Annotated in this window: 23 protein-coding genes and 1 tRNA gene; 12 read left to right on the top strand and 12 right to left on the bottom strand. The window is 65.6% G+C overall.

Annotation, left to right across the window (positions count from 1 at the left end):
- Positions 1-33: 33 nt before the first annotated feature.
- Both MF610_RS05515 and MF610_RS05510 read right to left on the bottom strand, forming a co-directional pair.
- Positions 34-465, bottom strand: a complete 432-nt coding sequence (locus tag MF610_RS05515) for a hypothetical protein (protein ID WP_242193672.1) — start codon at positions 463-465, stop codon at positions 34-36.
- The gene (locus MF610_RS05510; RefSeq protein ID WP_242193669.1) at positions 462-1,604 is read right to left on the bottom strand and encodes a bifunctional 2-C-methyl-D-erythritol 4-phosphate cytidylyltransferase/2-C-methyl-D-erythritol 2,4-cyclodiphosphate synthase; all 1,143 of its coding nucleotides are present in this window, start codon (positions 1,602-1,604) and stop codon (positions 462-464) included. Before MF610_RS05510 ends, MF610_RS05515 begins: the two co-directional genes overlap by 4 nt.
- A gap of 92 nt (positions 1,605-1,696) precedes the next feature.
- Here MF610_RS05510 and dusB point away from each other — a divergent pair, with 92 nt between their 5' ends.
- The 7 genes from dusB (at position 1,697) to hflX (ending at position 10,811) form a co-directional block, all read left to right on the top strand.
- Positions 1,697-2,692, top strand: coding sequence for a tRNA dihydrouridine synthase DusB (gene dusB, locus MF610_RS05505; protein WP_242193667.1), 996 nt, complete (start codon positions 1,697-1,699; stop codon positions 2,690-2,692).
- 17 nt (positions 2,693-2,709) lie between these two features.
- A complete protein-coding gene (locus MF610_RS05500) occupies positions 2,710-3,741 on the top strand; it encodes a two-component system sensor histidine kinase NtrB (protein ID WP_242195255.1) in 1,032 nt (343 codons plus the stop codon).
- A complete protein-coding gene (gene ntrC, locus MF610_RS05495) occupies positions 3,738-5,192 on the top strand; it encodes a nitrogen regulation protein NR(I) (protein WP_242193665.1) in 1,455 nt (484 codons plus the stop codon). Before MF610_RS05500 ends, ntrC begins: the two co-directional genes overlap by 4 nt.
- A gap of 67 nt (positions 5,193-5,259) precedes the next feature.
- Complete coding sequence (locus MF610_RS05490; RefSeq protein WP_380870789.1) at positions 5,260-7,527, top strand: sensor histidine kinase NtrY-like; 2,268 nt, start codon at positions 5,260-5,262, stop codon at positions 7,525-7,527.
- Positions 7,524-8,906: a nitrogen assimilation response regulator NtrX gene (gene ntrX, locus MF610_RS05485; protein ID WP_242193660.1), complete on the top strand. Its 1,383-nt coding sequence runs from the start codon at positions 7,524-7,526 to the stop codon at positions 8,904-8,906. Before MF610_RS05490 ends, ntrX begins: the two co-directional genes overlap by 4 nt.
- Positions 8,907-8,997: 91 nt before the next feature.
- Entirely contained in the window at positions 8,998-9,528 is a 531-nt protein-coding gene (gene hfq, locus MF610_RS05480; protein WP_277923927.1) for an RNA chaperone Hfq, read from the top strand.
- Positions 9,525-10,811, top strand: a complete 1,287-nt coding sequence (gene hflX, locus MF610_RS05475; protein ID WP_242193657.1) for a GTPase HflX — start codon at positions 9,525-9,527, stop codon at positions 10,809-10,811. The genes hfq and hflX overlap by 4 nt, the downstream gene beginning before the upstream one ends.
- Positions 10,812-10,938: 127 nt before the next feature.
- Here hflX and mazG read toward each other — a convergent pair whose 3' ends face one another.
- The 10 genes from mazG to MF610_RS05425 all read right to left on the bottom strand — a co-directional run bounded on the left by mazG (position 10,939) and on the right by MF610_RS05425 (position 20,306).
- On the bottom strand, positions 10,939-11,742 hold the full coding sequence (gene mazG / locus MF610_RS05470) for a nucleoside triphosphate pyrophosphohydrolase (protein WP_277923926.1): 804 nt from the start codon (positions 11,740-11,742) through the stop codon (positions 10,939-10,941).
- 31 nt (positions 11,743-11,773) lie between these two features.
- Positions 11,774-12,379 carry a retropepsin-like aspartic protease family protein gene (locus tag MF610_RS19145; protein ID WP_242193655.1) on the bottom strand — a complete coding sequence of 202 codons (606 nt, stop codon included), beginning with the start codon at positions 12,377-12,379 and terminating at the stop codon, positions 11,774-11,776.
- Positions 12,376-13,140, bottom strand: coding sequence for an MBL fold metallo-hydrolase (locus MF610_RS05460; RefSeq protein WP_242193653.1), 765 nt, complete (start codon positions 13,138-13,140; stop codon positions 12,376-12,378). Before MF610_RS05460 ends, MF610_RS19145 begins: the two co-directional genes overlap by 4 nt.
- Positions 13,137-13,916, bottom strand: coding sequence for a TatD family hydrolase (locus MF610_RS05455; RefSeq protein WP_242193651.1), 780 nt, complete (start codon positions 13,914-13,916; stop codon positions 13,137-13,139). The genes MF610_RS05460 and MF610_RS05455 overlap by 4 nt, the downstream gene beginning before the upstream one ends.
- A complete protein-coding gene (metG, locus tag MF610_RS05450; protein ID WP_242193649.1) occupies positions 13,913-15,457 on the bottom strand; it encodes a methionine--tRNA ligase in 1,545 nt (514 codons plus the stop codon). Before metG ends, MF610_RS05455 begins: the two co-directional genes overlap by 4 nt.
- 248 nt (positions 15,458-15,705) lie before the next feature.
- Entirely contained in the window at positions 15,706-16,692 is a 987-nt protein-coding gene (locus MF610_RS05445; protein WP_242193647.1) for a DNA polymerase III subunit delta', read from the bottom strand.
- A complete protein-coding gene (gene tmk / locus MF610_RS05440) occupies positions 16,689-17,315 on the bottom strand; it encodes a dTMP kinase (RefSeq protein WP_242193645.1) in 627 nt (208 codons plus the stop codon). The genes MF610_RS05445 and tmk overlap by 4 nt, the downstream gene beginning before the upstream one ends.
- Positions 17,312-18,478: a D-alanyl-D-alanine carboxypeptidase family protein gene (locus MF610_RS05435; RefSeq protein WP_242193643.1), complete on the bottom strand. Its 1,167-nt coding sequence runs from the start codon at positions 18,476-18,478 to the stop codon at positions 17,312-17,314. Before MF610_RS05435 ends, tmk begins: the two co-directional genes overlap by 4 nt.
- 17 nt (positions 18,479-18,495) lie before the next feature.
- Entirely contained in the window at positions 18,496-19,272 is a 777-nt protein-coding gene (locus MF610_RS05430; RefSeq protein ID WP_242193641.1) for an SPOR domain-containing protein, read from the bottom strand.
- The gene (locus MF610_RS05425) at positions 19,269-20,306 is read right to left on the bottom strand and encodes a lytic murein transglycosylase (protein WP_380870785.1); all 1,038 of its coding nucleotides are present in this window, start codon (positions 20,304-20,306) and stop codon (positions 19,269-19,271) included. The genes MF610_RS05430 and MF610_RS05425 overlap by 4 nt, the downstream gene beginning before the upstream one ends.
- Before the next feature lie 115 nt (positions 20,307-20,421).
- Between MF610_RS05425 and MF610_RS05420 the strand changes: the two genes are divergently transcribed.
- From MF610_RS05420 to MF610_RS05400, 5 genes are all read left to right on the top strand, one after another.
- Positions 20,422-20,511: transfer RNA gene (locus MF610_RS05420), tRNA-Ser, on the top strand.
- Positions 20,512-20,687: 176 nt separating this feature from the next.
- On the top strand, positions 20,688-21,869 hold the full coding sequence (locus tag MF610_RS05415; RefSeq protein WP_242193638.1) for a tyrosine-type recombinase/integrase: 1,182 nt from the start codon (positions 20,688-20,690) through the stop codon (positions 21,867-21,869).
- A gap of 72 nt (positions 21,870-21,941) precedes the next feature.
- Complete coding sequence (locus tag MF610_RS05410) at positions 21,942-22,601, top strand: hypothetical protein (RefSeq protein WP_242193636.1); 660 nt, start codon at positions 21,942-21,944, stop codon at positions 22,599-22,601.
- Between the two features lie 122 nt (positions 22,602-22,723).
- Positions 22,724-22,882 carry a helix-turn-helix domain-containing protein gene (locus MF610_RS05405; protein ID WP_277923924.1) on the top strand — a complete coding sequence of 53 codons (159 nt, stop codon included), beginning with the start codon at positions 22,724-22,726 and terminating at the stop codon, positions 22,880-22,882.
- A gap of 41 nt (positions 22,883-22,923) precedes the next feature.
- Positions 22,924-23,906, top strand: a 983-nt coding sequence (locus MF610_RS05400) for a hypothetical protein (protein WP_242193633.1), incomplete at its 3' end; no start/stop codon positions are given.

Here is a 23,906-nt window from a genome sequence, read left to right as displayed (position 1 = left end):
GGCGGTCCGCATCAACCTGCGCGAACAGCACGATCAGGCCGGCGACGTTGCGCGGCGGCAATGGCTGAACGAGGTTGCGGCACGTTCGATCCGGGGGCAGTCGGCCGCATCGATATTGCCGACCACCATCGGTGCGATCAGCGACGCGACGATCGGCGCGGCGAAGGACGAATCGAGCAGCTGGATCGCCTGTGGTGCAGTCAGCCGCGACAGCGCCGCCTTCGCCTGCGGCCATGCGGCATCGGTTTCCGCCTCGTAGCGGGCGAGGAACGACCCACTCGTCCGCCGCAGCAACGCGGTCGGGGGCAGGGCATTGGCACAGCGCGCGCCGGCCTGCCGAATAAGTTCGGGCGCGACGAACAGCACCAGCGCCTCCGCCTCGGCCGGCGTCACGCACGCCTGCGTCGACTGCACGGGGGCGTTGGCGCAGGCAAGCACCGCCAGCAGCGGGGCGAAGCGCTTCATGCCGGCACCCGGATCGTCGCGATCGCCTGCGCCGCGATCCCTTCCTGCCGGCCGGTGAAGCCCAGTCGCTCGCTGGTCGTCGCCTTGATGCTGACCTGCCGTTCCGCGATTGACAGCAACGCGGCGATCCGGCTGCGCATCGCCGTGCGGTGCGGGCCGATCTTGGGCGCTTCGCAGATCAGCGTCAGGTCGACGAAATCGATGATCCCGCCCTCGGCCCGGACCAGCGTCGCGGCATGGGCGAGGAACTGCCCCGACTCGGCGCCGCGCCACTGCGGATCGCTGGGCGGGAAATGGGTGCCGATATCGCCCGCGCCGATCGTGCCGAGCAGCGCGTCGGTGATCGCATGCAGCGCGACGTCGGCATCGCTATGGCCCGACAGGCCGCGATCGTGCGGGATCAGCACGCCGCCCAGCCACAACTCCTCGCCCGCTTCCAACCGGTGGACGTCATAGCCGGTGGCGCTGCGCGACACGAGCGCGGGCAGGGCGCGCGCCTCGGCCGATGCAAAGTCGGCAGGATAGGTGATCTTGTCGAGCATCGGGTCCCCTTCGACCATCGCCACGTCCATCCCGATCGCGCGCACCATCTGCGCATCGTCTGTCGCCTCGGCGCTGGTACCCCAGGCATCATGCGCCTGCCGGATCGCCGCCACGTCGAATGCCTGCGGCGTCTGCACCCGCACCAACGCATCGCGCGGCACGACGTCGCCCAGCGCGGCACCACCGCGTGCCAAAGTGTCCGCTACCGGCAGCACCGGCACGGCACCCGGCGCTTGGTCGAGCGCTTCGAGCAACCGGTCGATCACCGCATCCGGCACGAACGGCCTGGCTGCATCGTGGATCAGCACCCGCACGGCATCGCCGATCGCGGCGAGGCCGGCGGCCACGCTTTCACGCCGGGTCGCTCCGCCGATCACATGTTCGACCGGACCGACTGCCGCCTGCAACGCGTCTTCCTGACCTTCACCGATCACCACCACCACCCGGTCGATCCCCGGATGGGCGGACAACGCCGCATAAGCATGCGCCATCATCGCCTGTCCGGCGATGGGCGCGAACTGCTTCGGGGTGGCGCTGCCCGATCGCGTGCCGTTACCGGCGGCGACGATCAGCGCGACTGTGGGTCCGGTCTGCATGGCCGTCCGCCTAGCCTAAGCCGCGGGCCCCCGCCAGCCTTGCCCTGCACCCCGCTTTGCGGTAGAGGCTGCCCGATTTTCAGGCACATTCCATGAACCTAGCTCCCATCCGCATCGGCGACGTCGTGATCGACAAGCCGGTTATCCTCGCGCCGATGACCGGTGTCACCGACCTGCCGTTCCGCAAGATGGTGCGGCGGCATGGATCGGGGCTGAACGTCACCGAGATGATCGCCAGCCAGGCCGCGATCCGCGAAACCCGCCAGTCGATCCAGAAGGCGATGTGGGACCCGGCCGAGGAGCCGGTGTCGATGCAGCTCGTCGGCTGCACGCCGGTGGAGATGGGGGAGGCCGCCAAACTCGCCGAGGACAAGGGCGCGGCGATCATCGACATCAACATGGGCTGCCCGGTGCGCAAGGTGACCAACGGCGATGCCGGGTCGGCGCTGATGCGCGACCTGCCGCTAGCCGCCGACCTGATCGCCGCGGTGGTTAAGGCGGTGCAGGTGCCGGTCACCGTCAAGATGCGGATGGGCTGGGACCATGCCAGCCTGAACGCCCCCGAACTGGCGCATATCGCCGAGGATCTGGGCGCGCAGATGGTCACCGTCCATGGACGTACCCGCAACCAGATGTATCGCGACCATGCCGATTGGGCGTTCGTCCGTCGGGTCAAGGACGCGGTCAAGGTGCCGGTGATCGTCAATGGCGATATCTGCTCGGTCGACGATGCCCGCACCGCGCTCGACCAGTCGGGTGCCGACGGGGTGATGATCGGTCGCGGCGCCTATGGCCGGCCGTGGCTGCTGGCGCAGGTCATGGCCGCGCTGTCCGGCGGACAGGCGCCTGCCGACCCTTCCATCGAGGAACAATATCGCCTGATCCTCGAACATTATCATATGATGCTCGACCATTATGGCGAGGAAACCGGCGTCAACATGATGCGCAAGCATATCGGCTGGTACACCAAGGGGCTGCACGGTTCGGCAGAGTTCCGCAACAAGGTGAACCAGCAGCCCGATTCTCGCACCGTGCTGGCGATGCTCGCTGATTTCTACGCACCCTGGTGCACGCGCGCGGCGGCGTGATCTCGGGCGGCGCGGCGATGCCGCCCTTTGCCGATCTGTTCGCCGGCCTGCCGGTCGCGGCGCTGGTGCTCGACGACGCCGGCTGCATCGCCAACGCAAATGGCGCCGCGGAACTGCTGCTCAACCTGTCCGACCGGGCGATGCGCGGCCTGTCGCTCGAACAGATCGTCTCGCTGCCGCCTGGTTATGCCGAGCAGCGCGATGGCCGCACCTTCGTCAGCTATGACTGCGAATTGCAGCTCAAGCGGGGCGGGCGGCTGCGCGTCGATTTTCACGAAACCCCGGCGACGCATGGTTCGGCATGGCGGATCGTCATGCTCTACGGCCTGCGCAGCGGTCATGCCATGTCGCACGCCGCCGGTGCGCGGGCGGCGATCGGCGCGGCGGCGATGCTGGGCCATGAGATCAAGAACCCGTTGTCGGGCATCCGTGGTGCGGCACAGCTGTTGTCGGGCGACTGCGACGACCGCCCGGTGCTGACCGACCTGATCATCGCCGAGGTCGACCGGATCGCCGCGCTGATCGACCGGATGCAGGATTTCACCGACGACCGTCCGCGTGAACTGGTCGCGCAGAACATCTACCCGGTCCTCGCCCATGCCGTGCAACTCGCGGCCGCCGGCTTCGCCCGCGGCATTACGATCGAGGAGCGCTTCGATCCGTCGCTGCCCCCGGTCCGGATCGATCGCGACGCCTTCGTGCAGGTGATGGTCAATCTGCTGAAGAACGCGGCGGAGGCGCTCGACGCGACCGACCGTCCGCGGATCATCCTCGGCACCGCCTATCGCCATGGCATGTCGCACGGTCTGGGCAATGGCGAACGTCGCGCGGTGCCGATCGAACTGACCGTTACCGACAACGGCCCGGGCGCGCCCGCCGATATCGCCGGCCACCTGTTCGAACCCTTCGTCTCGGGCAAGCGGGAAGGGCGGGGCTTTGGCCTGCCGATGGTCGAAAAGCTGGTCGGCGAAATGAGCGGTCTCGTCCGTTATGCCCGTGAAGGATATCCGCCGATGACCGTGTTCCGCATCCACCTGCCGCGCGCATGACCGGCCCGGCACGCATCCTGCTGGTCGACGACGACGCGGCGATCCGCACGGTCGTCGCACAGGCGCTGCGGCGCGAGGGGCATATCGTGCAGTCGGCGGCGACGCTCGGCCAGCTTCGCGCCGAATTGCGCGGCGGTCTGCCCGACGTGCTGGTCACCGACGTCGTTCTGCCCGATGGCGACGGACTTGAAATGGCGGCGAGCCTCGCCACCGAATTTCCCGATCTGCCGATCATCGTCCTGTCGGCGCGCAATACGCTGACCACCGCGGTCCGCGCGACCGAGGCGGGTGCGTTCGACTATCTGCCCAAGCCGTTCGACCTCGACACGTTGGCGCTGGCGGTTCGCGGGGCACTGGCGCGGCGGACGCGCGAGACAGATGAAGCGCCGGTCGACGCCATCGATTCATCGCTGCCGCTGATCGGTCGCTCGCCGGCGATGCAGGACGTGTACCGCGTCATCGCCCGCGTCGTCGCGACCGACCTGACCGTGTTGGTGACTGGCGAATCAGGCACCGGCAAGGAACTGGTCGCGCGCGCAATCCACGACCTCGGCCGTCGTCGCCGCGCGCCGTTCATCGCACTCAACATGGCGGCGATCCCCCGCGAACTGATCGAGGCGGAATTGTTCGGTCACGAACGCGGCGCCTTCACTGGCGCGGCGCAGCGCTCGGCGGGCAAGTTCGAACAGGCGGCCGGCGGCACGCTGTTCCTCGATGAGATCGGCGACATGCCGATGGAGGCACAGACCCGCCTGCTGCGCGTGCTGCAATCGGGCGAGTTCACCAGCGTGGGCGGCGCCCGCGTCATCCGCGCCGACGTCCGCATCGTGGCCGCGACCAACAAGACGCTGGCGGCCCAGGTCCAGTCGGGCCAGTTCCGCGAGGACCTGTTCTATCGCCTGAACGTCGTGCCGATCGCCTTGCCGGCGCTTCGCGAACGGCGCCAGGATGTCGCGCTGCTCGCCCGGCATTTCCTTGACCAGGCGGTGCGCGACGGCCTGCCGCGCAAGACGCTGACCCCCGAAGCGCTCGAACTGCTCGAAGCGCATGACTGGCCCGGCAACGTCCGCGAGCTGGAGAACCTGATGCGCCGCGTCGCGGTGCTGGGGCGCGACGCCGCGATCGAGGCGGGCGAGTTGCGTGGCGCGCTGGGCGATACCGCGTCGCGGGCGATCGCGCAGCCCGACGCCGATCTGGACGACGCGGTGCGCACGTGGCTGCGCCGCATCGCGCGCGAAGAGCCGGCAACGCTGGAGAACGGCACGCTTTACGACCGCCTTATCTCCGATGTCGAACGCCCGCTGATCGAAGCGATGCTCGATCGCCACGGTAACAACCAGCTGCGTGCGGCAAAAGCGATGGGGTTGAACCGCAATACGCTGCGCAAACGGCTCGACGACCTCGGCATCGACCCTGCGTTGCGCGCCTATCACGCGGACAAGGAACGATAATCCCATAGCGGCACCGAATTGGTGCGATTTGACGTGCGTTGCGGCGCGAATGTTGTAAAACGGCAACATGGTTGCAGCGTTGACGGAACCGAAACGCGCCACATCGATCCCGGCGCGGTGGTTCTCGGCGATCGAGGTTGCGGTATTGATCGCGGCCATCGCCGTCGGCATCGGCAGCTACCTGCTCTTCGACGGATCGCCAAGCGCCCGCGGACGGCTTCCGTCGCCGTCGCTGATGGCGGTCGTGCTGGTCGCCAATCTGATCCCGGCAATGGCACTTTTGGTGCTGATTGGCCGCCGTATCGCCAAGCGGCGCGCGGCCCGTTCCGAAATCGGCGGCACTGGCACGCTACACGTCCGCCTCGTCGCGCTGTTCTCGATCCTCGCCAGCGTGCCGATGTTGCTAGTGACCGTGGTCGCCTCGTTCTTGTTCCAGTATGGCGTTGAATTCTGGTCGTCACCGCGTGCGCGCAGCATTTTCGAGAATGCGCAGGCAGTCGCGCAGTCGTCGTACGACGAATTCCTCAAGGCGGTCGACAGCCAGAACGTAGCGGTCGCCTCCGACGTGGGGCGTATGCTGCTAATCAACCGCTATGCGATCGACAGCTTCGAATTTCGGATGCTTTACACCAACAGCGTCGTCCAGCGTTCGCTTGGCGATTCGGTCGTGTTCGAAATCCCCACCGATGGTCGCCCGCGGTCGCTCGCCTCGGTATCGATCTACGAAGGCCCGCTGCGATGGAGCATTGATCCGAAATCGATCGCGGCGCTCCGGGCCGGCAAGTCGAGCTATGTCAGTGTTCGCAACCAGCAGGTGCAGTCGGTTACCAGCGTGCCTGGCACCGCCTATTACGTCTATTCCGCTCGTGACATTGATCTCGCGTCCTACACCGAGCGCCTCGAACGAACGCGAGTGATGCTCTCCGATTACGGAGCCCTGATCGACCGGTCGCGCAGCGTCCAACTGCGGCTGAACATCGCCCTCTTCGTCGTCTCGCTCATCATCGTCGGCCTTGCCGTGTTCGTCGCGCTGGCGGTGGCCGACCGCCTCGTCCGCCCAGTCGGTGCGCTGGTCGGTGCCGCCCGGCGTATCGCCGATGGCGACCTGTCCGCCCGCGTGCCCGAACCGACCATGGCGCGGACCAAGGACGAGATTGGCACGCTCGCCAGCGCGTTCAACAGCATGACCGAGCGGCTGCAGGAACAGACCGGCGAGCTGGTCACCGCCAACGCGCAGATCGACAGCCGCCGCGCCCTGATCGAGGCCGTGATGTCGGGCGTCAGCGCCGGCGTGGTATCGGTCGGCGCCGACCGCACCGTGCGGCTGGCGAACAGCTCGGCCACCGCCTTGCTCAAGACCGGCAGCACCCCGTTGGTCGGGCGCCCGCTGGCCGATGTCGCTCCCGAACTCGATCAGCTGTTAGAGGGGGAGACGCAGGACGCGATCATCCAGCTGGCGTCGGGCGGGGAGGCGAAGACGCTGGCGGTGCGCATCACCCGCGACGACGGACAGCACATCCTGACCTTCGACGACATCACCCAGCAGCTGCTCGACCAGCGTCGCGCCGCATGGTCTGACGTCGCCCGCCGCATCGCCCATGAAATCAAGAACCCGCTGACCCCGATCCAGCTGGCCGCCGAGCGGCTGCAACGCCGCTACGGCACCAAACTGGTCGAGGATGACGGCACCTTCGCCCGCCTGACCGAGACGATCGTGCGTCAGGTCGGCGACCTGCGCCGGATGGTCGATGAATTTTCCTCGTTCGCACGGATGCCGAAACCCGTGTTCCGTCACGAATCAATCGCCGAACTGGCGCGGCAAAGCCTGTTCCTGCACGAGGTGGCGCATCCCGATATCGATTTCGTGCTCGATTCCGCCGGCCCCGCGCCGCTGGTATGCGACCGTCGCCAACTGGGACAGGCGTTGACCAACATCGTCAAGAACGCGACCGAGGCGGTAGCCGCCCGTCCCGAAGGCGCCGAGCGCGGTCGCATCGAAATCGACGTCCGCTACGACGCACAGGGGCGGATGTATATCGATACCAGCGACAACGGTATCGGCCTGCCGGTCGAACGCGACCGCATCGCCGAACCCTATATGACGACCCGCAAGGGTGGTACCGGCCTCGGCCTCGCCATCGTGCGTAAGATCGTCGAAGAACATTTCGGAACCATATCGTTCGCCGACCGTCCGGGGGGAGGAACGATCGTATCGGTCCTGTTCGACCCCTCGGTCCTTGCCGCGCTGGCAGGAACGGGCACGGCGGGCGATGACGATCTTCAGGAGGTTACGACGCGCCATCCCATGCTTACCCGTACCGGAACGCCCGCATGAAGCTCGACATTCTCGTCGTCGACGACGAAACGGATATCCGCGAACTCGTGGCCGGTGTCCTGGAAGACGAAGGCTATGAAACCCGCGGTGCCGCCGACAGCGATGCCGCCCTCGAAGCCGTCGCGCAGCGGCGACCGTCGCTGGTCCTGCTCGACGTCTGGCTGCAAGGCTCGCGTCTCGACGGGCTCGAACTGCTCGACGAACTGAAGGCCCGCGATCCGTCGCTGCCGGTGCTGGTGATCTCCGGCCATGGCAACATCGATACCGCCGTCGCCGCCATCCGGCGCGGCGCGGTCGATTTTATCGAGAAGCCGTTCGAAGCCGAACGCCTGCTGTTCCTAGTCCAGCGCGCAACGGAAACCGAACGGCTGCGGCAGGAGGTGGCCTCGCTGCGCGCTTCGGCGGGGCGCGAGGACGACCTGACCGGCAGCTCGACCGCGATCAACAGCGTCCGTGCGACGCTCAAGCGCGTCGCCGGCACCGGCAGCCGCGTGCTGATCACCGGCGGAGCAGGGGTCGGCAAGGAAGTCGCCGCGCGCCTGTTGCACGGCTGGAGCCAGCGGGCGCAGGCACCGTTCGTCATCGTCAGCGCGGCGCGCATGACCCCCGAACGCGTCGACGAAGAGCTGTTCGGTGTCGAGGAGGGGGGCAACCTCGTCCGGCCCGGCCTGCTCGAACAGGCGCATGGCGGCACGCTGTTCCTCGACGAGATCGCCGACATGCCGATCGCGACACAGGCGCGCATCCTGCGCGTGCTGACCGATCAGAGCTTTACCCGCGTCGGCGGTACCCGCGTGGTGAAGGTCGACGTCCGCGTCGTCTCCGCCACCGCGCGCGATCTCCAGCAAGAGATCATCGACGGCAATTTTCGAGAGGACCTGTATTATCGGCTGAACGTCGTGCCGGTGCAGATCCCATCGCTCGCCGAACGGCGTGAGGACATTCCGCCGCTGGTCGAGCATTTCGTCGCGCATTACGCCAACGAACGTCGCGTGCAGACGCCTGAGGTCGCACCCGATGCGATGATCGCGCTGCAAAGCTATGAATGGCCGGGCAATGTCCGCCAACTGCGCAACGTCGTCGAACGCACCGTCATCCTGGCACCCGGCAATCGCATCGCCCGGATCGACATCGACCTGCTGCCGCCCGAAGTGTTGGGCTCGGCGGGCGAGGGCGGCGGCGGTGCCACCGCCAGCGCGATCATGGGATCGCCGCTGCGCGAGGCGCGCGAATCGTTCGAACGCGAGTATCTGCGGGTGCAGATCCGGCGCTTCTCGGGCAATATTTCGCGCACCGCGACCTTCATCGGCATGGAGCGCTCCGCACTGCATCGTAAACTGAAGCTGCTTGGCATCACCGAAACCCGCGGCGACGAATAGCGCGTCGGCCATTGCGGCCGGACGACGCCGGGCTTAAATTACGGTTCCGCGCCATAGGGGCGCGGCAACCGGGTGCCGGTCAAAGACACTCATGCGGGAAATTCCCCGCCAAGAACAAGGGCAAACCATGGCCGACAAGCACGGGTCACTACAGGACCTGTTTCTCAATTCGCTCCGCCGGTCGAAGACGCCGGTCACGATGTTCCTGGTCAAGGGCGTGAAGCTCCAGGGAATCGTGACGTGGTTCGACAATTTCTCGGTGCTGCTGCGTCGCGACGGACAGTCCCAGCTCATCTACAAGCATGCCATCTCGACGATTATGCCCGCCGGTCCCGCCGACCTGTCGTCGGTGATTGAGGCGGCGGCGGAAAATACGTCGAAGAACGCGCCGCTGCAGGAAATCTTTCTGAACGCGGTACGCAAGGCGCAGGAAAACGTCACCATGTTCCTGGTGAACGGCGTGATGCTGCAGGGCCAGATCGCGGCGTTCGACCTGTTCTGCATGCTGCTCCAGCGCGAAGGCATGTCGCAGCTGGTCTACAAGCATGCGGTGTCGACCATTCAGCCGGCAAATCCGCTGAACCTTGCCGAGGAACAGGCTGCCGGAGCGGACGAGGCTTGAGCACCGGGTTCGATCGCGACGCACAGGAATTCGCGCGCGGCGCAACCGCGATCGTCGTCCTGCCCGATATGGGCGGGTCGGCGCGCGACGCCGATGCCCGACTGGAGGAAACCGCCGGCCTCGCGGTGGCGATCGGCGTAGAGGTTCGCCACCGCGTGCCGTTCCGTGTCCGCGCACCCAAGCCCGCGACGCTGATCGGCAGCGGGCAGGTCGACCAGCTGACCCAGATCGTCCGGGACGAGGATATCCAGCTCGCGGTGTTCGATGCGGCGCTGACGCCGGTGCAGCAGCGTAATCTCGAAACCGCGCTCGGGTGCAAGGTGATCGACCGGACCGGCCTGATCCTCGAGATTTTCGGGGAACGGGCGCGTACGGCCGAAGGGCGGCTGCAGGTCGAACTCGCCCATCTCGATTATCAGGCCGGTCGACTGGTGCGCAGCTGGACCCACCTCGAACGGCAGCGCGGTGGCTTCGGTTTCCTTGGCGGTCCCGGTGAAACGCAGATCGAGGCCGATCGCCGGTTGATCCGTGATCGGATGGCGCGGTTGCGGCGCGAACTGGAAAGTGTGTCGAGGACGCGGACGCTGCATCGTGACCGACGGCAACGGGCACCTTGGCCGGTGGTGGCGCTGGTCGGCTATACCAATGCCGGCAAGTCGACGCTGTTCAACCGCCTGACCGGTGCCGACGTGATGGCGGAAAACCTGCTGTTCGCGACGCTCGACCCGACGCTGCGACAGGTATCGCTGCCGGGCATCGACAAGGCGATCCTGTCCGACACGGTGGGCTTCGTCTCCGACCTGCCGACCCAGCTGGTCGCGGCGTTCAAGGCGACGCTGGAAGAGGTCGTGTCCGCCGACCTCCTGATCCATGTCCGCGACGTTGCACATCCTGATACCGCGGCACAAGCAGCGGATGTCGAGGCGGTGCTGAAGGAGATCGGCGTCGACGAAACGACTCCGCGGCTCGAGGCTTGGAACAAGCTGGACCTGCTAAGCGAAGACGATCGCATCGAAATGCTCGGCGAAGCGGCGCATCGTGACGATGTCGTGGCGCTGTCTGCGCTGAACGGGGAGGGGGTCGATCGCCTTGTCCGCATCGTCGGCGACCGATTGACGCAGGGCCATCGCCGCTATCGCATTGCGTTGGCGCCGGAAGATGGTGCGAGCGCAGCATGGTTGCATGCGCATGGCGAGGTCACCGATCACTGGATCGACGACGACCGCGCGCTGTACGATGTGCGGATGGCGCCGGCGGATTACGACAGGTTTCTGACCCGCTAACGCCTTCGGCCGTCGGTCGTACCCCCGCGAAGGCGGGGGTCCAGAGCCAAACAGAACATTGGAGCATGATAACCGGCTGTGGACGGCGGTCTTAGGTAAAACAGGCGTCAAGTCTTCCCAGAGACGGCTATAGCTTCGCCCGCTGCCAAGCGTCCTCCATTTCGTCAAGCGTTCGGTCGGCGAACGTAGGGTCAGCCGCTTCCATTGCCGCAAACCTGCGTTCGAACTTCCCGTTGGCCGCGCGCAATGCCGCTTCCGGATCGACGCCTAAATGGCGTGCCCAGTTCACGACGGAAAAGAGCAGGTCGCCGACCTCTTCGAACCGCTCCGCCTCCGTTACAGCCTGCTCTACCTCGGCCAGTTCTTCGTCGATCTTGGCGCGCGGACCGCTGGCATCCGGCCAGTCGAAGCCCACCCGGGCGGCGCGTTTCTGCAATTTCTCGGCGCGGGCCAGCGCTGGCATACTCAAGGCGACCCCCGCCAACGCACCGCTCTGCCCAGGCTTCACAAGTCGCTCGGCCGCCTTGACCTGTTCCCACAGATGATGCCCGCCATCTGCAGCCCCACCGAAGATATGCGGATGTCGTCGCTCCATCTTGTCGCTGATCGCGTCGACGACGTCGCCGAGGTCGAACAGACCCGCTTCCTCGGCAATCCGGCTATGGAAGATGACTTGGAGTAGCAGGTCGCCCAGTTCGTCCTTCAACTCGGTCATGTCGCCACGCTCGATCGCGTCCGCGACCTCATAGGCTTCTTCGATAGTGTAGGGCGCGATCGTGGCGAAGCTCTGCGCACAGTCCCACTCGCAGCCGGAAACCGGATCGCGCAGGCGTGCCATGATCGCGACGATACGGCCCACGGTATCCGTCGTCCGCACACCGCCAGAAGGTACCGGCAAACCGGCCTGACCGCGACCCTCGATATCAGCCATGCTTCATTCCGATAATAAACATTATGTAAAACTAGATTGTGGTTTTGCCGTCGAGGATCAGCGTACCCCGTTCGACCCGCCAGCCTTGCAGCCGCGACAGGAAGTTCATGCCGATCACCTCGACGTCTTCGAACGTCGGCGCGATCACTACCGGCAGGTCGCGTGTTTCCAGTCCGCCGATGCGCAGGGTTTCGACGCGTCCGCGCGCCGCCTCGACCTGACCGTTACCGGTTGTCAGGATCACCGGCGGCACGCGCCGCGGTGTGACGCCGATCGCCTTGGCCGTCGCTTCAGATATTGCGGTGGACGTCGCGCCGCTGTCGATCAACATCCGCCGCTCGATGCCATTCAACCGAACCTGTGCCCAGAAATGTCCGTCGACCGACTGCCGGATGCGGACCGTATCGCCTTCGACCATCTGCTCGGACAGTCCCATCCGGTCGCCGAAACTCGCTGCCAGTTCGCTCAACCGCGCCCGGTTGGCGAAGGCGACATAGAGGATAGCGACGATCACGCCCCAACTCAGAACCGCCCGCAACACTACCGAAGCCTTTGGCCGCCTTGCCAGCAAGGACGACAGCGGCAGGATGAGCATCAACAGCCCCATCAGGATGTAGATGCCGCGATCGTCGCTCACAGCGTCAGTTCCAACCCGTCATAGCCCGGCTCGATCCTGTCGGGCAGATCGCGACACAGCGTCGCATAATCCATCGAATGGTCCATATGGATCAGGACGGTCCGACCGGCACGACAGTTCCGCGCGAACGCGATCGCTTCCGCCAGCGACGGGTGCGTCGGATGGGGCGCGACGCGCAGCGCATCGACGATCAGGATGTCGACGCCCCGGTACAGCTCGAGCATCCCCGGCGTCACCGCGCTGAAATCGGTGGCATAGCCGATCGACCCGCCATAGGCGTCGAATCGCAGCCCGGCGGACATGATCGAGCCATGCGGCTGATCGGTACAGCGGACGGTGATCGGTCCGACCTCAAGCCGATCCGGCAGTTCCGTCCCGACGACGGTCGGTCGATACCCCGCGCGGCCGGCAAATACATAATCGAACCGAGATTGCAGGCTGGCCAGCGTGTCCGCCCGCGCAAAGCCCGCAACCGGCGCGCGTGCATTGTGGAACAACTGCCGCAGGTCGTCGATCCCGTGGCAATGGTCGGCATGGTCGTGCGTCCACAGAACGGCATCGACCGTAGCGACGTCGGCGGCCAGCAACTGCTCGCGCATGTCCGGCCCGGTATCGATCAGGACACGCGTACCCGCATGCTCGATCAACGCCGAGACGCGGGTCCGCCGGTTGCGCGGTTCGTTCGGGTCACATGCTCCCCAGTCGTTCCCGATCCGCGGCACGCCCGACGACGTGCCGGAGCCGAGAATGCGTATTTTCATGCGAGTGTCTTGGCGAACAGGCGGTGGAAATTCGCCCACGTCGCATCGGCCAACGCGTCCGGCGCCTCGCCGCGCAACTGTGCCAGGAAGCGGCAGGTATCGGCAACGAACGCCGGCTCGCCCTGCTTCCCCCGGTGCGGCACCGGGGCGAGGAACGGCGCATCGGTTTCGATCAGCAGCCGGTCCTGCGGCAAATCACGCGCCACCGCCTGCAACGCCTGCGCGCTCTTGAACGTCACGATGCCTGAGATCGAAATGTAGAAGCCCAGATCGATCGCGATCCGCGCCAGCTCGGCCGATCCGGTGAAGCAGTGCAGGACACCCGGAAAGGCCCCCTTCCCCAGCTCATCACGCAGGATCGCCGCGGTATCGTCCTCGGCATCGCGGGTATGCACGACGATCGGCAGCCCAGTCGCGCGACACGCCGCCAGATGCGCGCGAAAGCTCGCCTGCTGTGCCCCGCGATCGCTATGATCGTAATAATAATCAAGCCCGCTCTCGCCAATTCCCACCACGCGCGGATGCGCCGCGGCGGCGATCAGCCGTTCGGTATCGACATGCGGATGCTCGTCGGCCTCGTGCGGGTGGATGCCGACCGTCGCCCAGACGTCATGCTCGCGCTCGGCGGTCGCAACGACCGCGTCCCACTCGCTCTCGCGCGTCGAGATGTTCAGCATCGCCACGACGCCGCTGGCGCGTGCGCGGGTCAGGACGTCGCGCTGCTGCTCGGCGACGCCCTTGTAGTTCAGATGGCAATGGCTGTCGGCCAGTTTCATGCCGGCTCGGTCTCCGCGATGGTCAGTCGGGGGAAGATGGGGGTCGGCGGGGCGATGCGGAAGCCCGCGGCCTGTGCGTCGGCGTACCAGCGATGGTCGCCGATCGCGTCATGCCCCTTCCCCGCCTGTCCCAGCTGTCCGAGCAGCGCGGCGGCGGACGCCGGCACCACCGGTTCGATCGCGATGGCGAGGTCGCGGATCGCGCGGACCAACGTGCCCAGCACGGCATGCATCCGCTCGGGATCGGTCTTGCGCAGCGCCCAGGGGGCCTGCACGTCGATATACTGGTTGCAGGCGAAGACGCCGCGCATCCACGCCTCCAGCGCCTGACCCAGCTGCAAGTTGGCGAAGGTGTCGCAAAAGCTCATTATTGCGTCGTGGACCGTGGCCAGCAGGTCGGTGTCCGCCGGGTCGGCGCGGCCGGCGTCCGGCAGCGCGCCTTCGAGATTTTTCGCGATAAAGGAAAGGGTTCGCTGGGCCAAATTGCCGAAGCTGTTGGCGAGGTCGCTATTCGCACGGGTGACGATCGCCTCGCCCGAAAAGGTGCCGTCCTGGCCGAAGCTGATATCGCGGAGCAGAAAGTAGCGCAGCGCATCGACGCCATAGAGTTCGGCCAGTTGCATCGGATCGACCACATTGCCGGTGGACTTCGACATCTTCTCGCCGCGGTTCAGCAGGAAGCCATGGCCGAACACCGTTTTCGGCAGTGCCAACTTCGCCGACATCAAGAAGGCGGGCCAATACACCGCGTGGAACCGCACGATGTCCTTGCCGATCAGGTGCAGCGCCGCGGGCCAGTAGCGGTTGGGCGCGTCAGGATAACCGGTGCCGGTCAGATAGTTGGTCAGCGCATCGACCCAGACGTACATGACGTGGCCGGGGCTGTCGGGCACCGGCACGCCCCAGTCGAAGCTGGTGCGCGATACCGACAGGTCGGTCAGGCCGCCCTCGACGAAGCGCAGCACTTCGTTGCGGCGGCTTTCGGGCTGGATGAAGTCGGGGTTGGCGGCATAGAAATCGAGCAGCGGCTGCTGATATTTCGACAGGCGGAAGAACCAGGTTTCCTCGGCGGTCCATTCGACCGGCGTCCCCTGCGGCGACAGGCGCACCCCGTCGCGCTCCTCGAGTTCCTTTTCCTCGTAGAACGCCTCGTCGCGGACCGAATACCAGCCCTCGTAGCGGTCGAGATACAGGTCGCCCGCATCGCGCATCGCCGCCCAGATCGCCTGCGACGCGGCATAATGCTGGGGTTCGACGGTGCGGATGAAACGATCGCACGAAATGTTCAGAGTATCCGCCATATCACGGAAATATCCGGACATTTCGTCGGCCAGTGCGCGCACCTCGACCCCGCGGTCGCGCGCGGTCTTCACCATCTTCAGCCCGTGTTCGTCGGTCCCGGTCTGAAAGAACACGTCGCGCCCCGCCTGCCGCTGGAAACGGGCGATGGCGTCGGCGGCGATCATTTCATAGGCATGGCCGATATGCGGCCGGCCGTTCGGGTAATGGATCGCGGTGGTGATGTAGAAGGGTTCGGACATGGTCCGAGGCTCTAGGGTCCAAAGCGTGACAGAACAAGGCGGGTGATGCGGGGGCTGAAGTGGATGTTCCGGCGGAGCATGCCCTGATAGCAGCAGCCCTCCTCGCCGCAAACGTCGCCCCAAACGAAGGCTGGAGCCTCAAGCGGCTCTAGCTGCGTATACCAACGGGGAGATCCCAGCCTTCGCTGGGATGACGTCTAGTGCAAGGGACGCAGGTAGTTCGGGGGGTACGCAGGGTTACCAGCCAGCTAACCGCCCCCACGCCCGGGCGCCAGTCGCGCGACCAGCCCGGCCATCTCGAACACCGTCGTCTCCGCGACCAGCGACAGGGCGGGCGACATCGCCGCGAGCGCCCGCGCCTTCTCATAGGCGTCGAGCGCGTCGCGCAGCGCCGGACCCGAACGCCGCCGCGCCGTCGCGGCGATCAATGACGGCGCCCGGTCGAGGAACACCGCATAGCGCGGCTGCGCGGTCTTGCCCGCCAGCGCCTTCGCGAGGCGCGAGCGGATGCGGTTGTCGGTGTCGCCGGTGTCGGCGATCTCCGCCAGATCGCGGTCGAGCGCGGCGACCGACAGCCCGGCATAGGCCAGCGCCCGCCCCGGCGAGCCATCGGCGGCGGCGGCCAGCGCATCGACCTCACCCGGATCGATATCGGGCACCTGCCAGCGGATCACCTCCGCCACCTCCGCGTCGCTCAGCGGATCGAACCGCAGCTGGCGACAGCGCGACCGGATCGTCGGCAGCAGGCGGCCGGGCGAATGGCTGACCAGCAGGAAGATCGTGCCGACCGGCGGCTCTTCGAGGTTCTTGAGCAGCGCGTTGGCGCCGGGCCGCTCCAGATCGTCGATCGCGTCGATCACGATCACCCGCCGGGGCGACAGCGCCGGCTTGGTCGCGAACAACGGTTGCAGCGTGCGGACCTGATCGATCTTGATGCTGCGCGCGATATCCTGATCGGGCTTGTCCGGGTCCTTGGGCAGCCGCACCAGTTCGCGATAATCGGGATGCGCGCCGGCCGCGATAAGCTGGGCGACGCGGTGGTCCTCGCCGATCTCGCCGCGCATCCGGCTGCGGCCATCCAGCGCGGTGGCCAGCAGTCGCAGCGCCATCTCGCGCGCGAAACCGCCCTTCCCTACCCCTTCGGGACCGGTCAGCAGCCACGCATGGTGCAGCGACTCCCCTTCGGCGGCGGCGACGAACGCCTGCCGCGCGGCGTCGTTACCGATCGGCGTCATGGCAGCAGGTCGGCGATCGCATCGATCAGGCGCGCCGTCACCGCGGCCACGTCGCCCGACGCATCGACCCGCCGCACGCGCTCCGGCTCGGCCGTCGCGATGCGATCGAACGTCGCCGCGACCGACCGGTGAAACTCCTCCCCCCGCGCGGCGAAGCGATCGGCCGCCGCGCCGTCGCGCGCCTGTGCCCGCGCATCGCCTTCGCCACCGGGCAGCGACAGCAGCAGCGTCCGATCGGGCAACAGCCCCCGCGATCCGAACCCGTGCAGCGCGAGGATCGCGGCGTCGTCGATCCCCTGCGCCCCCTGATAGGCGCGGGTGCTGTCGATGAAGCGGTCGCACACGACCCAGCTGCCGGCGTCGACCAGCGGCCGGATCGACTTTTCGACATGATCGGCGCGGGCGGCGGCGAACAGCAATGCCTCGGCATGCGCGCTCCACCGCCGCACCTCTCCCTGCATCAGCAGTTCGCGGATCGCCTCCGCGCCCTCACTGCCGCCGGGTTCGCGCGTCAGCACGGCGTGGATGCCGCGCGTTTCCAGCGCGGCAACCAGCGCGCGGGCCTGGGTCGATTTGCCGACCCCTTCCCCGCCCTCCAGCGTCAGGAAGCGTCCGGCGCTCAAGCGAACAGCGAGGTCAGGCTTGCCCAGACGCGACCGAAGAAGCCCGCCTCGGCCACATCCTTCTCGGCGACCAGCGGCATGCGCTGTTCGCCGGTATCGGGCGATGCGATCACCAGGTCGGCGATATGCTGGCCCTTGGCGATCGGTGCCTTGATCGGGCCGGTATAGACGACCTTCGCAGTGATCGGGCTATTGGTGCCGGCCGGCATCGTCACGGTCAGTGCGCGCGGCGCGACGAGGCCGACGGTCGACGAATCGCCCAGCTGTACCTCGGCCGTCTCGACCCGCTTGCCCGCCGCCACGATCGGACGCGCGCGCCATGCGCCGAAGCCCCAGTTCATGAACTTGACCGATTCGGCGATGCGCTGGTTCGAGCTGGTCAGCCCGGCCAGCACCATGACGAGGCGACGGCCATCCTGTTCGGCCGATCCGGTGAAGCCATAGCCGGCCTCTTCGGTGTGGCCGGTCTTCAGGCCATCGGCGCCGCGCACGCGGCCCAGCAGCGGGTCGCGGTTCGCCTGCGTGATCGCGGCACCCTCGCCCAGCGTCTTGCCCCAAGTGAAATCGGTCTTCGAATAGAATTTCTTGTAGAGCTGCGGATGGTTCTGGATCGTCGCGGTCGCCAGCTTGGCGAGGTCGCGGGCGGTCACATAGGTGCGCCCTTCGTCGGGCCACCCGTTCGACGTGCCGAAATGGCTGTTGGCGAGGCCGAGTTCCTTGGCGCGCTGGTTCATCAGGTTCGTGAAGGCTTCTTCCGACCCGGCGATCTTTTCGGCCAGCACGACGCAGGCGTCGTTCCCCGACAGCACGACGATGCCGTACAGCAGGTTCTCGATGCTGACATTCTCGTTCACCGACAGGAACATGGTCGAACCCGCCTGCGGGCCGTGCCACTTCTTCCACGTTTCCGGCGAAACGGTCGCCGTGTCGCTCAGCTTCAATTCGCCCTTCTTGATGAGGTCGAACGCGACATAGGCGGTCATCATCTTCGCCATCGATGCCGGCGGCATGCGACGATCGGCGTCCTTGGCGAACAGCGTCGCGCCCGACGACAGGTCGGTCATGAACGCGACCGGTGCCGGCGTGTCGAACGGCGGCGCGGCGGCGATGCCGGGCGTGGCGATGGCGATGGCGGCGATGCTCGAAAGGGCGATCTTACGCATGGGGCACGTGGTTCCGTTCAGTCCTGGGCGATGGTCCGGGCGTCGCCGAAGCCACGACGCGCGATGGCGGCACGGGCGGTTTCGGCAGCGGCTCGGGTGGCGAATGGGCCTGCCTGCACCCGGTACAGCCTGCCCGCCGAACGCACAACGCCGTCGACCGATTTTGCGAGGGTTGCGGCGCGGGCGGCGTCGGACAGGGTGGCGACCTGCACGAACCAGCGGCCGGTGCGTTTGGGCGCGGCTTCCTTTGGCGGGGTCGGGCGTGGCCCGGGGGGCGGTGTGACGGTGGGCGTGGGACTTGGCTTGGACGTGGCCGTTGCCGTCGGCATCGCTACCGGCACGGGTGCTGCTGCCGGCACGACCGCCGGTGCAGGCGGCGCCATGCGCTTGCGCAGCGCGGCCAGCAGGAACTGCGGCGTATCGAGCCGGGTCACGACCGATCCGATGCGGATGGCGGCCTGTTCCGCGGGCGACGGCACCGCCGGCCGGATGCGGACCATCGGTGCCGTCGTTGCCCCCAGCGCCCGGCCCGCGGCGGGTGACAGCGCACCGATCGCGCTACCGCTCGCTTGCGGATAGGGCTGTACCTCTACGACGATCGTCCGCCCGCCGTCGAGGTTCGTGACCTCGGCAAAGCTCCCCGCGGGCAGTGTCCGGTGGCGCAGGATCAGCTTGGCATCCGTCCCGCCGACGATGACCGGCCCGACCTCGTCCAGTCGCTGCTCATGGATCACCGGCGGTGGCGTTTCCGCCCCCGCCTGCGCCAAAAACAACCCCAGAACCGCGCCGATCATCGCGCCACCGCATCCGCCAGCAACCCCACCGACAGCGCGTAATAGTTCGAGCAGTTATAGTCGAGAATCACCCGATAATTTCCGGTCAGCAGATACGCGGTTTCGCCCGGGCCATCGGGTTCGATCAGCGTCGCCTGGATCGTCGGATCGAGCCGGCGCCCGTCGCTGGCCGTCACGCCCAGCGCCTGCCATTCCGCGAGCGAACGCCACTGGCTATGCCGTTCGAACACGCGCGGGCAGCGGGGCGACAGCGACCGCGGCGTCAGGATCGACCGGTCGAAGCCCATCGGAACGCTTACCGCAAAGCCCCAGGGCTGGCCTTTGCGCCAGCCCGCATCGACGAAATAATTGGCGATCGACGCCAGCGTATCCGCCTCGTTCGACCAGATGTTCGCGACGCCGTCGCCATCGCCGTCGCGCGCGACGCGCAAGTAGATCGACGGCAGGAATTGCGGATAGCCGAACGCGCCCGCCCAGCTGCCCTTCAACCGTTCGCGCGGCACGCCGCGGTCGATCATCTTCAGCGTCGCGATGAACTCGGGCTCGAACAGCGACCGCCGCCGCCCTTCATAGGCGAGCGTCGCCAGGCTGCGCGGCAGGTCGAAATCGCCGGTATAGCTGCCGTAATTGGTCTCATGGCCCCAGATCGCGACCATGATCTCCTCGGGCACGCCCGTGTCGCGCTCGATCGACGCCAATCGCGAGCGCTGCGCGGTATAGGCCGTCCGTCCGCGATTGATCCGCGCGGCATCGACGTGACGCTGGCGATAGGGTGCGAAGCGCGACACGGTGGTCGTGTTCGACGCGCCGGGCTGCTGCCGGTCGAGTTCGACGACCCGGGGGTTGTAGGTCAGCGTCGGCAGGACCGCATCGATCGTCCGCTCGCTCACCCCCTGCGCCCGCGCCCGCACCGCGACGTCGCGCAGATAGGACTGAAATCCCGCCGCATCCTGTGCCGACGCCGAAGCCCCGGCCATCGAAGCCCCGGCCATCAGGGCAAGAACGACGGCAAACCCCGCCTTGGCAATACGCATCACACCGGTCTCCCGTTCTGGAACGGTATTGGCACAGGCCAGGAACGGGATGAAGCCCCTCCGGCGACAAAGGCTTGCACAACGCGACGATCTTGCCCAATGCGGCCGCCGTCGCGGAAGAGTGTCCGAGTGGTTTAAGGAACCGGTCTTGAAAACCGGCGAGCGGGCAACCGTTCCGTGGGTTCGAATCCCACCTCTTCCGCCAGACTTGATTTCGCTGACGTTCGCGATCGTTCGCAAAAGCCCCGTAAAGCACTGAAAAACGATGGTTAATTCTGGCGTTGGCATTGCCGAGTGTCCGTGACGGTTCGTCGAGATGCGCCTAAAGCCAAGTTGAAAGTGGGCATGAAACCGGTGGAATTCGAACCCCCGGGAAGGCTCATGGCGCGCGCACTGAACAAGCTGACGGTACGCGGAATCGCGGCGTTGAAGGCGCCCGGACGTCATGCAGACGGCGGTGGCCTGTATCTGCGGATCACTACGGGAGGCGCCCGGTCGTGGGTCTTCATGACTACGTCGAATGGCAAGAGGGCCGAAATCGGTATCGGTCCCGCGTCGTCGGTTAGCTTGGCCACAGCGCGCCGCATCGCCGGCGAAATGCGTGAAGCGGTAGCAGTCGGTCAGGATCCGCGTGGGATTTTGGGGACCGAAGCGCCGGTGGAGGAGCTCGCGGTGCTGACCTTCGGGACTTTTGCTGATCAATACATCTCCAGCGTCGAGGACGGCTGGCGCAACCCCGTTCATCGGCAGCAATGGCGCAACAGTCTTCGTGACCACGCGGCAGCGTTGCAGAATGTGCCCGTCACTGACGTCGGCACCGAAGATGTGTTGGCGGTATTGCAGCCGATCTGGCTGGTGAAGGCGGAAACTGCCAAGCGGGTACGCGGCCGCATTGAGAAGGTCCTCGACGCGGCAAAGGCGCGGGGTCTTCGTCCACGCGACAGCATGAACCCGGCCACCTGCCGAGGCCATCTGGCGCTGCTGTTGCCAAACCAGTCAAAGGTCGAACGCGGCCATCATGCCGCACTGCCTTGGCGTGAAGCGCCTGCGTTCTTCCAGCAGTTGAAGCAGCGTCCGGCGCTAGCAGCTCGTTGCCTGGAGTTTGTCATACTGACCGCTGCCCGCAGTGGCGAGGCGCTGGGCGCTACCTGGGGTGAGATCGACCTGGACGCAAAGCTATGGACCGTCCCAGCCGGTCGCATGAAAGCTGGTGCCGAACATGTCGTGCCGCTGTCTAATGCGGCCATGGCGGTGCTGGCCCAGGTGAAGCCGTCGTCGCTCACTGCAGCAACCCCGGTGTTTGGCATCGGCGGTGCGGCGCGGTCGAACATGGCAATGGCCATGCTGCTGCGTCGTATGAACTACGGCCATGTGACGACGCACGGCTTCCGCAGCACGTTTCGCGATTGGGCAGGTGATGCCACCAATTATCCTCGCGAGATCGTTGAGCAGGCACTCGCGCATACCATTCAAAATAAAGCAGAACGTGCCTATCGCCGTGGAACGGCAGTTGATCGACGCCGCGAGTTGATGTCAGAATGGGTTAAGTTTCTGATGCCGTAATCTTAAAAAGTGGACCGTAATTCTATCTTAGAGCTTACCCCTACGAAGCCACACTATCTCAGGGGGAGCCATATGGCGGGAGATGAAACACAGGTTGAGACGCGATGGATAAAGGCATCGGAAGCGCTCGAACTCGCCGTTGAAAAGGGTGAAGACCCCGTAACCTTTAAAGGAGCAGTTGCCGAATTCCTTCGTGACGGATTGTTGATAGCTCGAGCCGAGGCCATTTGGACGACGACTGAAGTCAGCATGCATAAAGCGTGGCGAACCGATAAGGAAGCTACGGACATTACTCGTGATCTGATCGTACCAGTCAATTACTGGCGGTATGATAAGCGCGCTGCGCACGATAGATCCCGTTGGCGATGGCCGTACAGCAAGTTCATGTACACCATCAATATTAAGCCGCTCAAACGGCGGATGATTATGGGGGTCGAGTTGTCGCTGAGCGACCTCGAACGGCTTCGGCCGTCCTTGTTTAAACCAGTTAAGAAAAATAGAGGTGGTCGTCCGCCCGAAGTGATGGCTCGCGACGCAGGATGGTTGGAAGTGGTCCGCATATCTCAGGATGGGATGCTACACTCAGACAAATTCAAGACGATATCAAGTCTTAAGGAGGAATTGTCATTCAGACTACAGCAGGGAAAAGAGAAGTCACGGCTCGGTATAAATCAGATCGATGAGATTGCCAAAATGGTCTTACCGACGCTAAAACCGCGTGATCCGAGCTAGTTTCCATAAGGTTTCCATGAACGCGCGACGGAGTTTCCGTTAGGTTTCCGAGCAGCTTTAGAAGCGCGGTTTGGTCAAGTTCCCCTTCGCCCCGCCAATCTCGGTAGGGTGAAGGAGGAAAAATGGAACGACTTGCAATCTCCGTCGCAGAGACAGTCCATGCGTCCGGCATGGGTAAGACGACTGTCTACAAGCTCATCAACGAAGGTAGCCTTGCCAGTGTGCGCGTCGGTCGTCGCCGACTGGTCATCGTCGCCAGCCTCCAGGAACTGCTGCAGTGATGGCCGGCTCAGCATGGGTGAACCAGGGTAACGCGTGGCTCATGAACGGCGCCCGGTGCCCGCAGTTTGAAGGGCTTGAAACGCTGGAAGTGGCGTTGAAGGAGGACGACCGACGCGTCGATGGGCTCCGGCAATGTGGTGCCAAACCGCTGGAGCTGTGCGAAGCTTGCGAAGATCTGGCGGAACGTATCAGCCAGCGTCGCATCGTTCCGGAAACGCCTGCATCCAAGCGCTATATGCGGATCATGCGGGCTTATATCACGGCAGAACTGCTGGAGCTATTGGGCATGGTCCCGAACGAGCGGGTCTATCTGGTGACGCTAATCCCGGTGGGGCTTGCACTCACGATCGATGAGCTGATGCACATGGATCCGCAGGTCCCGAAGCAGCAGCTGCGGGTGATCCTCGGCCGGTGTGGTGCCAACCCCGGTGTTGCCGGCTGGGCCTGCGGCTATCTGGACGGTGAGTATAATCCGGCAACTGGGCTGTTCCAGCTGCACTGGCACCTCATCGTGACCGGTGACTTGGTCAAGGTGTTTGAGCGGCTGAAGGGGCGCACTGCCTATAAGTCGGTCAAGCGGGTTGCTGACAGTCCGGATGGCGTCGCTACCCGGGTGCACATCCAGGAGGTGGACGATCCCCTCAATCCCCAGGTCATTACCTATGCATTCAAGGGTAGCTGGTACGCCCGATGGCGTGGGGAAGCAGGGGACAATGGGGACGAAGCCCGCTGCGTAGTGGGTCCCCGTACCCGCATCCCCGAACCGTACCACAGCCAATGGTTGCTTTGGATGGACAAGTGGGCGTTCGACCACATGCTCATCAACATCAACCTGCGGCTCGGCATGAGCTGCCCCCTTCTGAGTGGTCCATCGACTATGATAGTCTGGATCAAGGTGAGGGTCCCCCGGTTTCTCATCCAACCTGAAGGTGAGTTTCCGGCGTTCATTCGGTCGCTTTGGCGGCCGCGGCAGCAGCATATTCGACCGGCGTCATCCAGCCAAGCGATGTGTGAGGACGGCTC

The sequence above is a fragment of the Sphingomonas hankookensis genome, from assembly GCF_022664465.1.
Classification (GTDB): Bacteria; Pseudomonadota; Alphaproteobacteria; order Sphingomonadales; family Sphingomonadaceae; genus Sphingomonas; species Sphingomonas hankookensis.
Note: the sequence above shows the minus strand (reverse complement) of the source record. Positions and strands in the feature narration are given on the sequence as shown.

Excerpts from the sequence above, each read along its gene's own strand:
- MF610_RS05515 (WP_242193672.1), bottom strand. The coding sequence starts at position 465 with ATGAAGCGCTTCGCCCCGCTGCTGGCGGTGCTTGCCTGCGCCAACGCC.
- MF610_RS05510 (WP_242193669.1), bottom strand. The coding sequence starts at position 1,604 with ATGCAGACCGGACCCACAGTCGCGCTGATCGTCGCCGCCGGTAACGGC.
- dusB (WP_242193667.1), top strand. The coding sequence starts at position 1,697 with ATGAACCTAGCTCCCATCCGCATCGGCGACGTCGTGATCGACAAGCCG.
- MF610_RS05500 (WP_242195255.1), top strand. The coding sequence starts at position 2,710 with ATGCCGCCCTTTGCCGATCTGTTCGCCGGCCTGCCGGTCGCGGCGCTG.
- ntrC (WP_242193665.1), top strand. The coding sequence starts at position 3,738 with ATGACCGGCCCGGCACGCATCCTGCTGGTCGACGACGACGCGGCGATC.
- MF610_RS05490 (WP_380870789.1), top strand. The coding sequence starts at position 5,260 with ATGGTTGCAGCGTTGACGGAACCGAAACGCGCCACATCGATCCCGGCG.
- ntrX (WP_242193660.1), top strand. The coding sequence starts at position 7,524 with ATGAAGCTCGACATTCTCGTCGTCGACGACGAAACGGATATCCGCGAA.
- hfq (WP_277923927.1), top strand. The coding sequence starts at position 8,998 with ATGCGGGAAATTCCCCGCCAAGAACAAGGGCAAACCATGGCCGACAAG.
- mazG (WP_277923926.1), bottom strand. The coding sequence starts at position 11,742 with ATGGCTGATATCGAGGGTCGCGGTCAGGCCGGTTTGCCGGTACCTTCT.
- MF610_RS05460 (WP_242193653.1), bottom strand. The coding sequence starts at position 13,140 with ATGAAAATACGCATTCTCGGCTCCGGCACGTCGTCGGGCGTGCCGCGG.
- MF610_RS05455 (WP_242193651.1), bottom strand. The coding sequence starts at position 13,916 with ATGAAACTGGCCGACAGCCATTGCCATCTGAACTACAAGGGCGTCGCC.
- metG (WP_242193649.1), bottom strand. The coding sequence starts at position 15,457 with ATGTCCGAACCCTTCTACATCACCACCGCGATCCATTACCCGAACGGC.
- MF610_RS05445 (WP_242193647.1), bottom strand. The coding sequence starts at position 16,692 with ATGACGCCGATCGGTAACGACGCCGCGCGGCAGGCGTTCGTCGCCGCC.
- MF610_RS05435 (WP_242193643.1), bottom strand. The coding sequence starts at position 18,478 with ATGCGTAAGATCGCCCTTTCGAGCATCGCCGCCATCGCCATCGCCACG.
- MF610_RS05430 (WP_242193641.1), bottom strand. The coding sequence starts at position 19,272 with ATGATCGGCGCGGTTCTGGGGTTGTTTTTGGCGCAGGCGGGGGCGGAA.
- MF610_RS05425 (WP_380870785.1), bottom strand. The coding sequence starts at position 20,306 with ATGCGTATTGCCAAGGCGGGGTTTGCCGTCGTTCTTGCCCTGATGGCC.
- MF610_RS05415 (WP_242193638.1), top strand. The coding sequence starts at position 20,688 with ATGGCGCGCGCACTGAACAAGCTGACGGTACGCGGAATCGCGGCGTTG.
- MF610_RS05410 (WP_242193636.1), top strand. The coding sequence starts at position 21,942 with ATGGCGGGAGATGAAACACAGGTTGAGACGCGATGGATAAAGGCATCG.
- MF610_RS05405 (WP_277923924.1), top strand. The coding sequence starts at position 22,724 with ATGGAACGACTTGCAATCTCCGTCGCAGAGACAGTCCATGCGTCCGGC.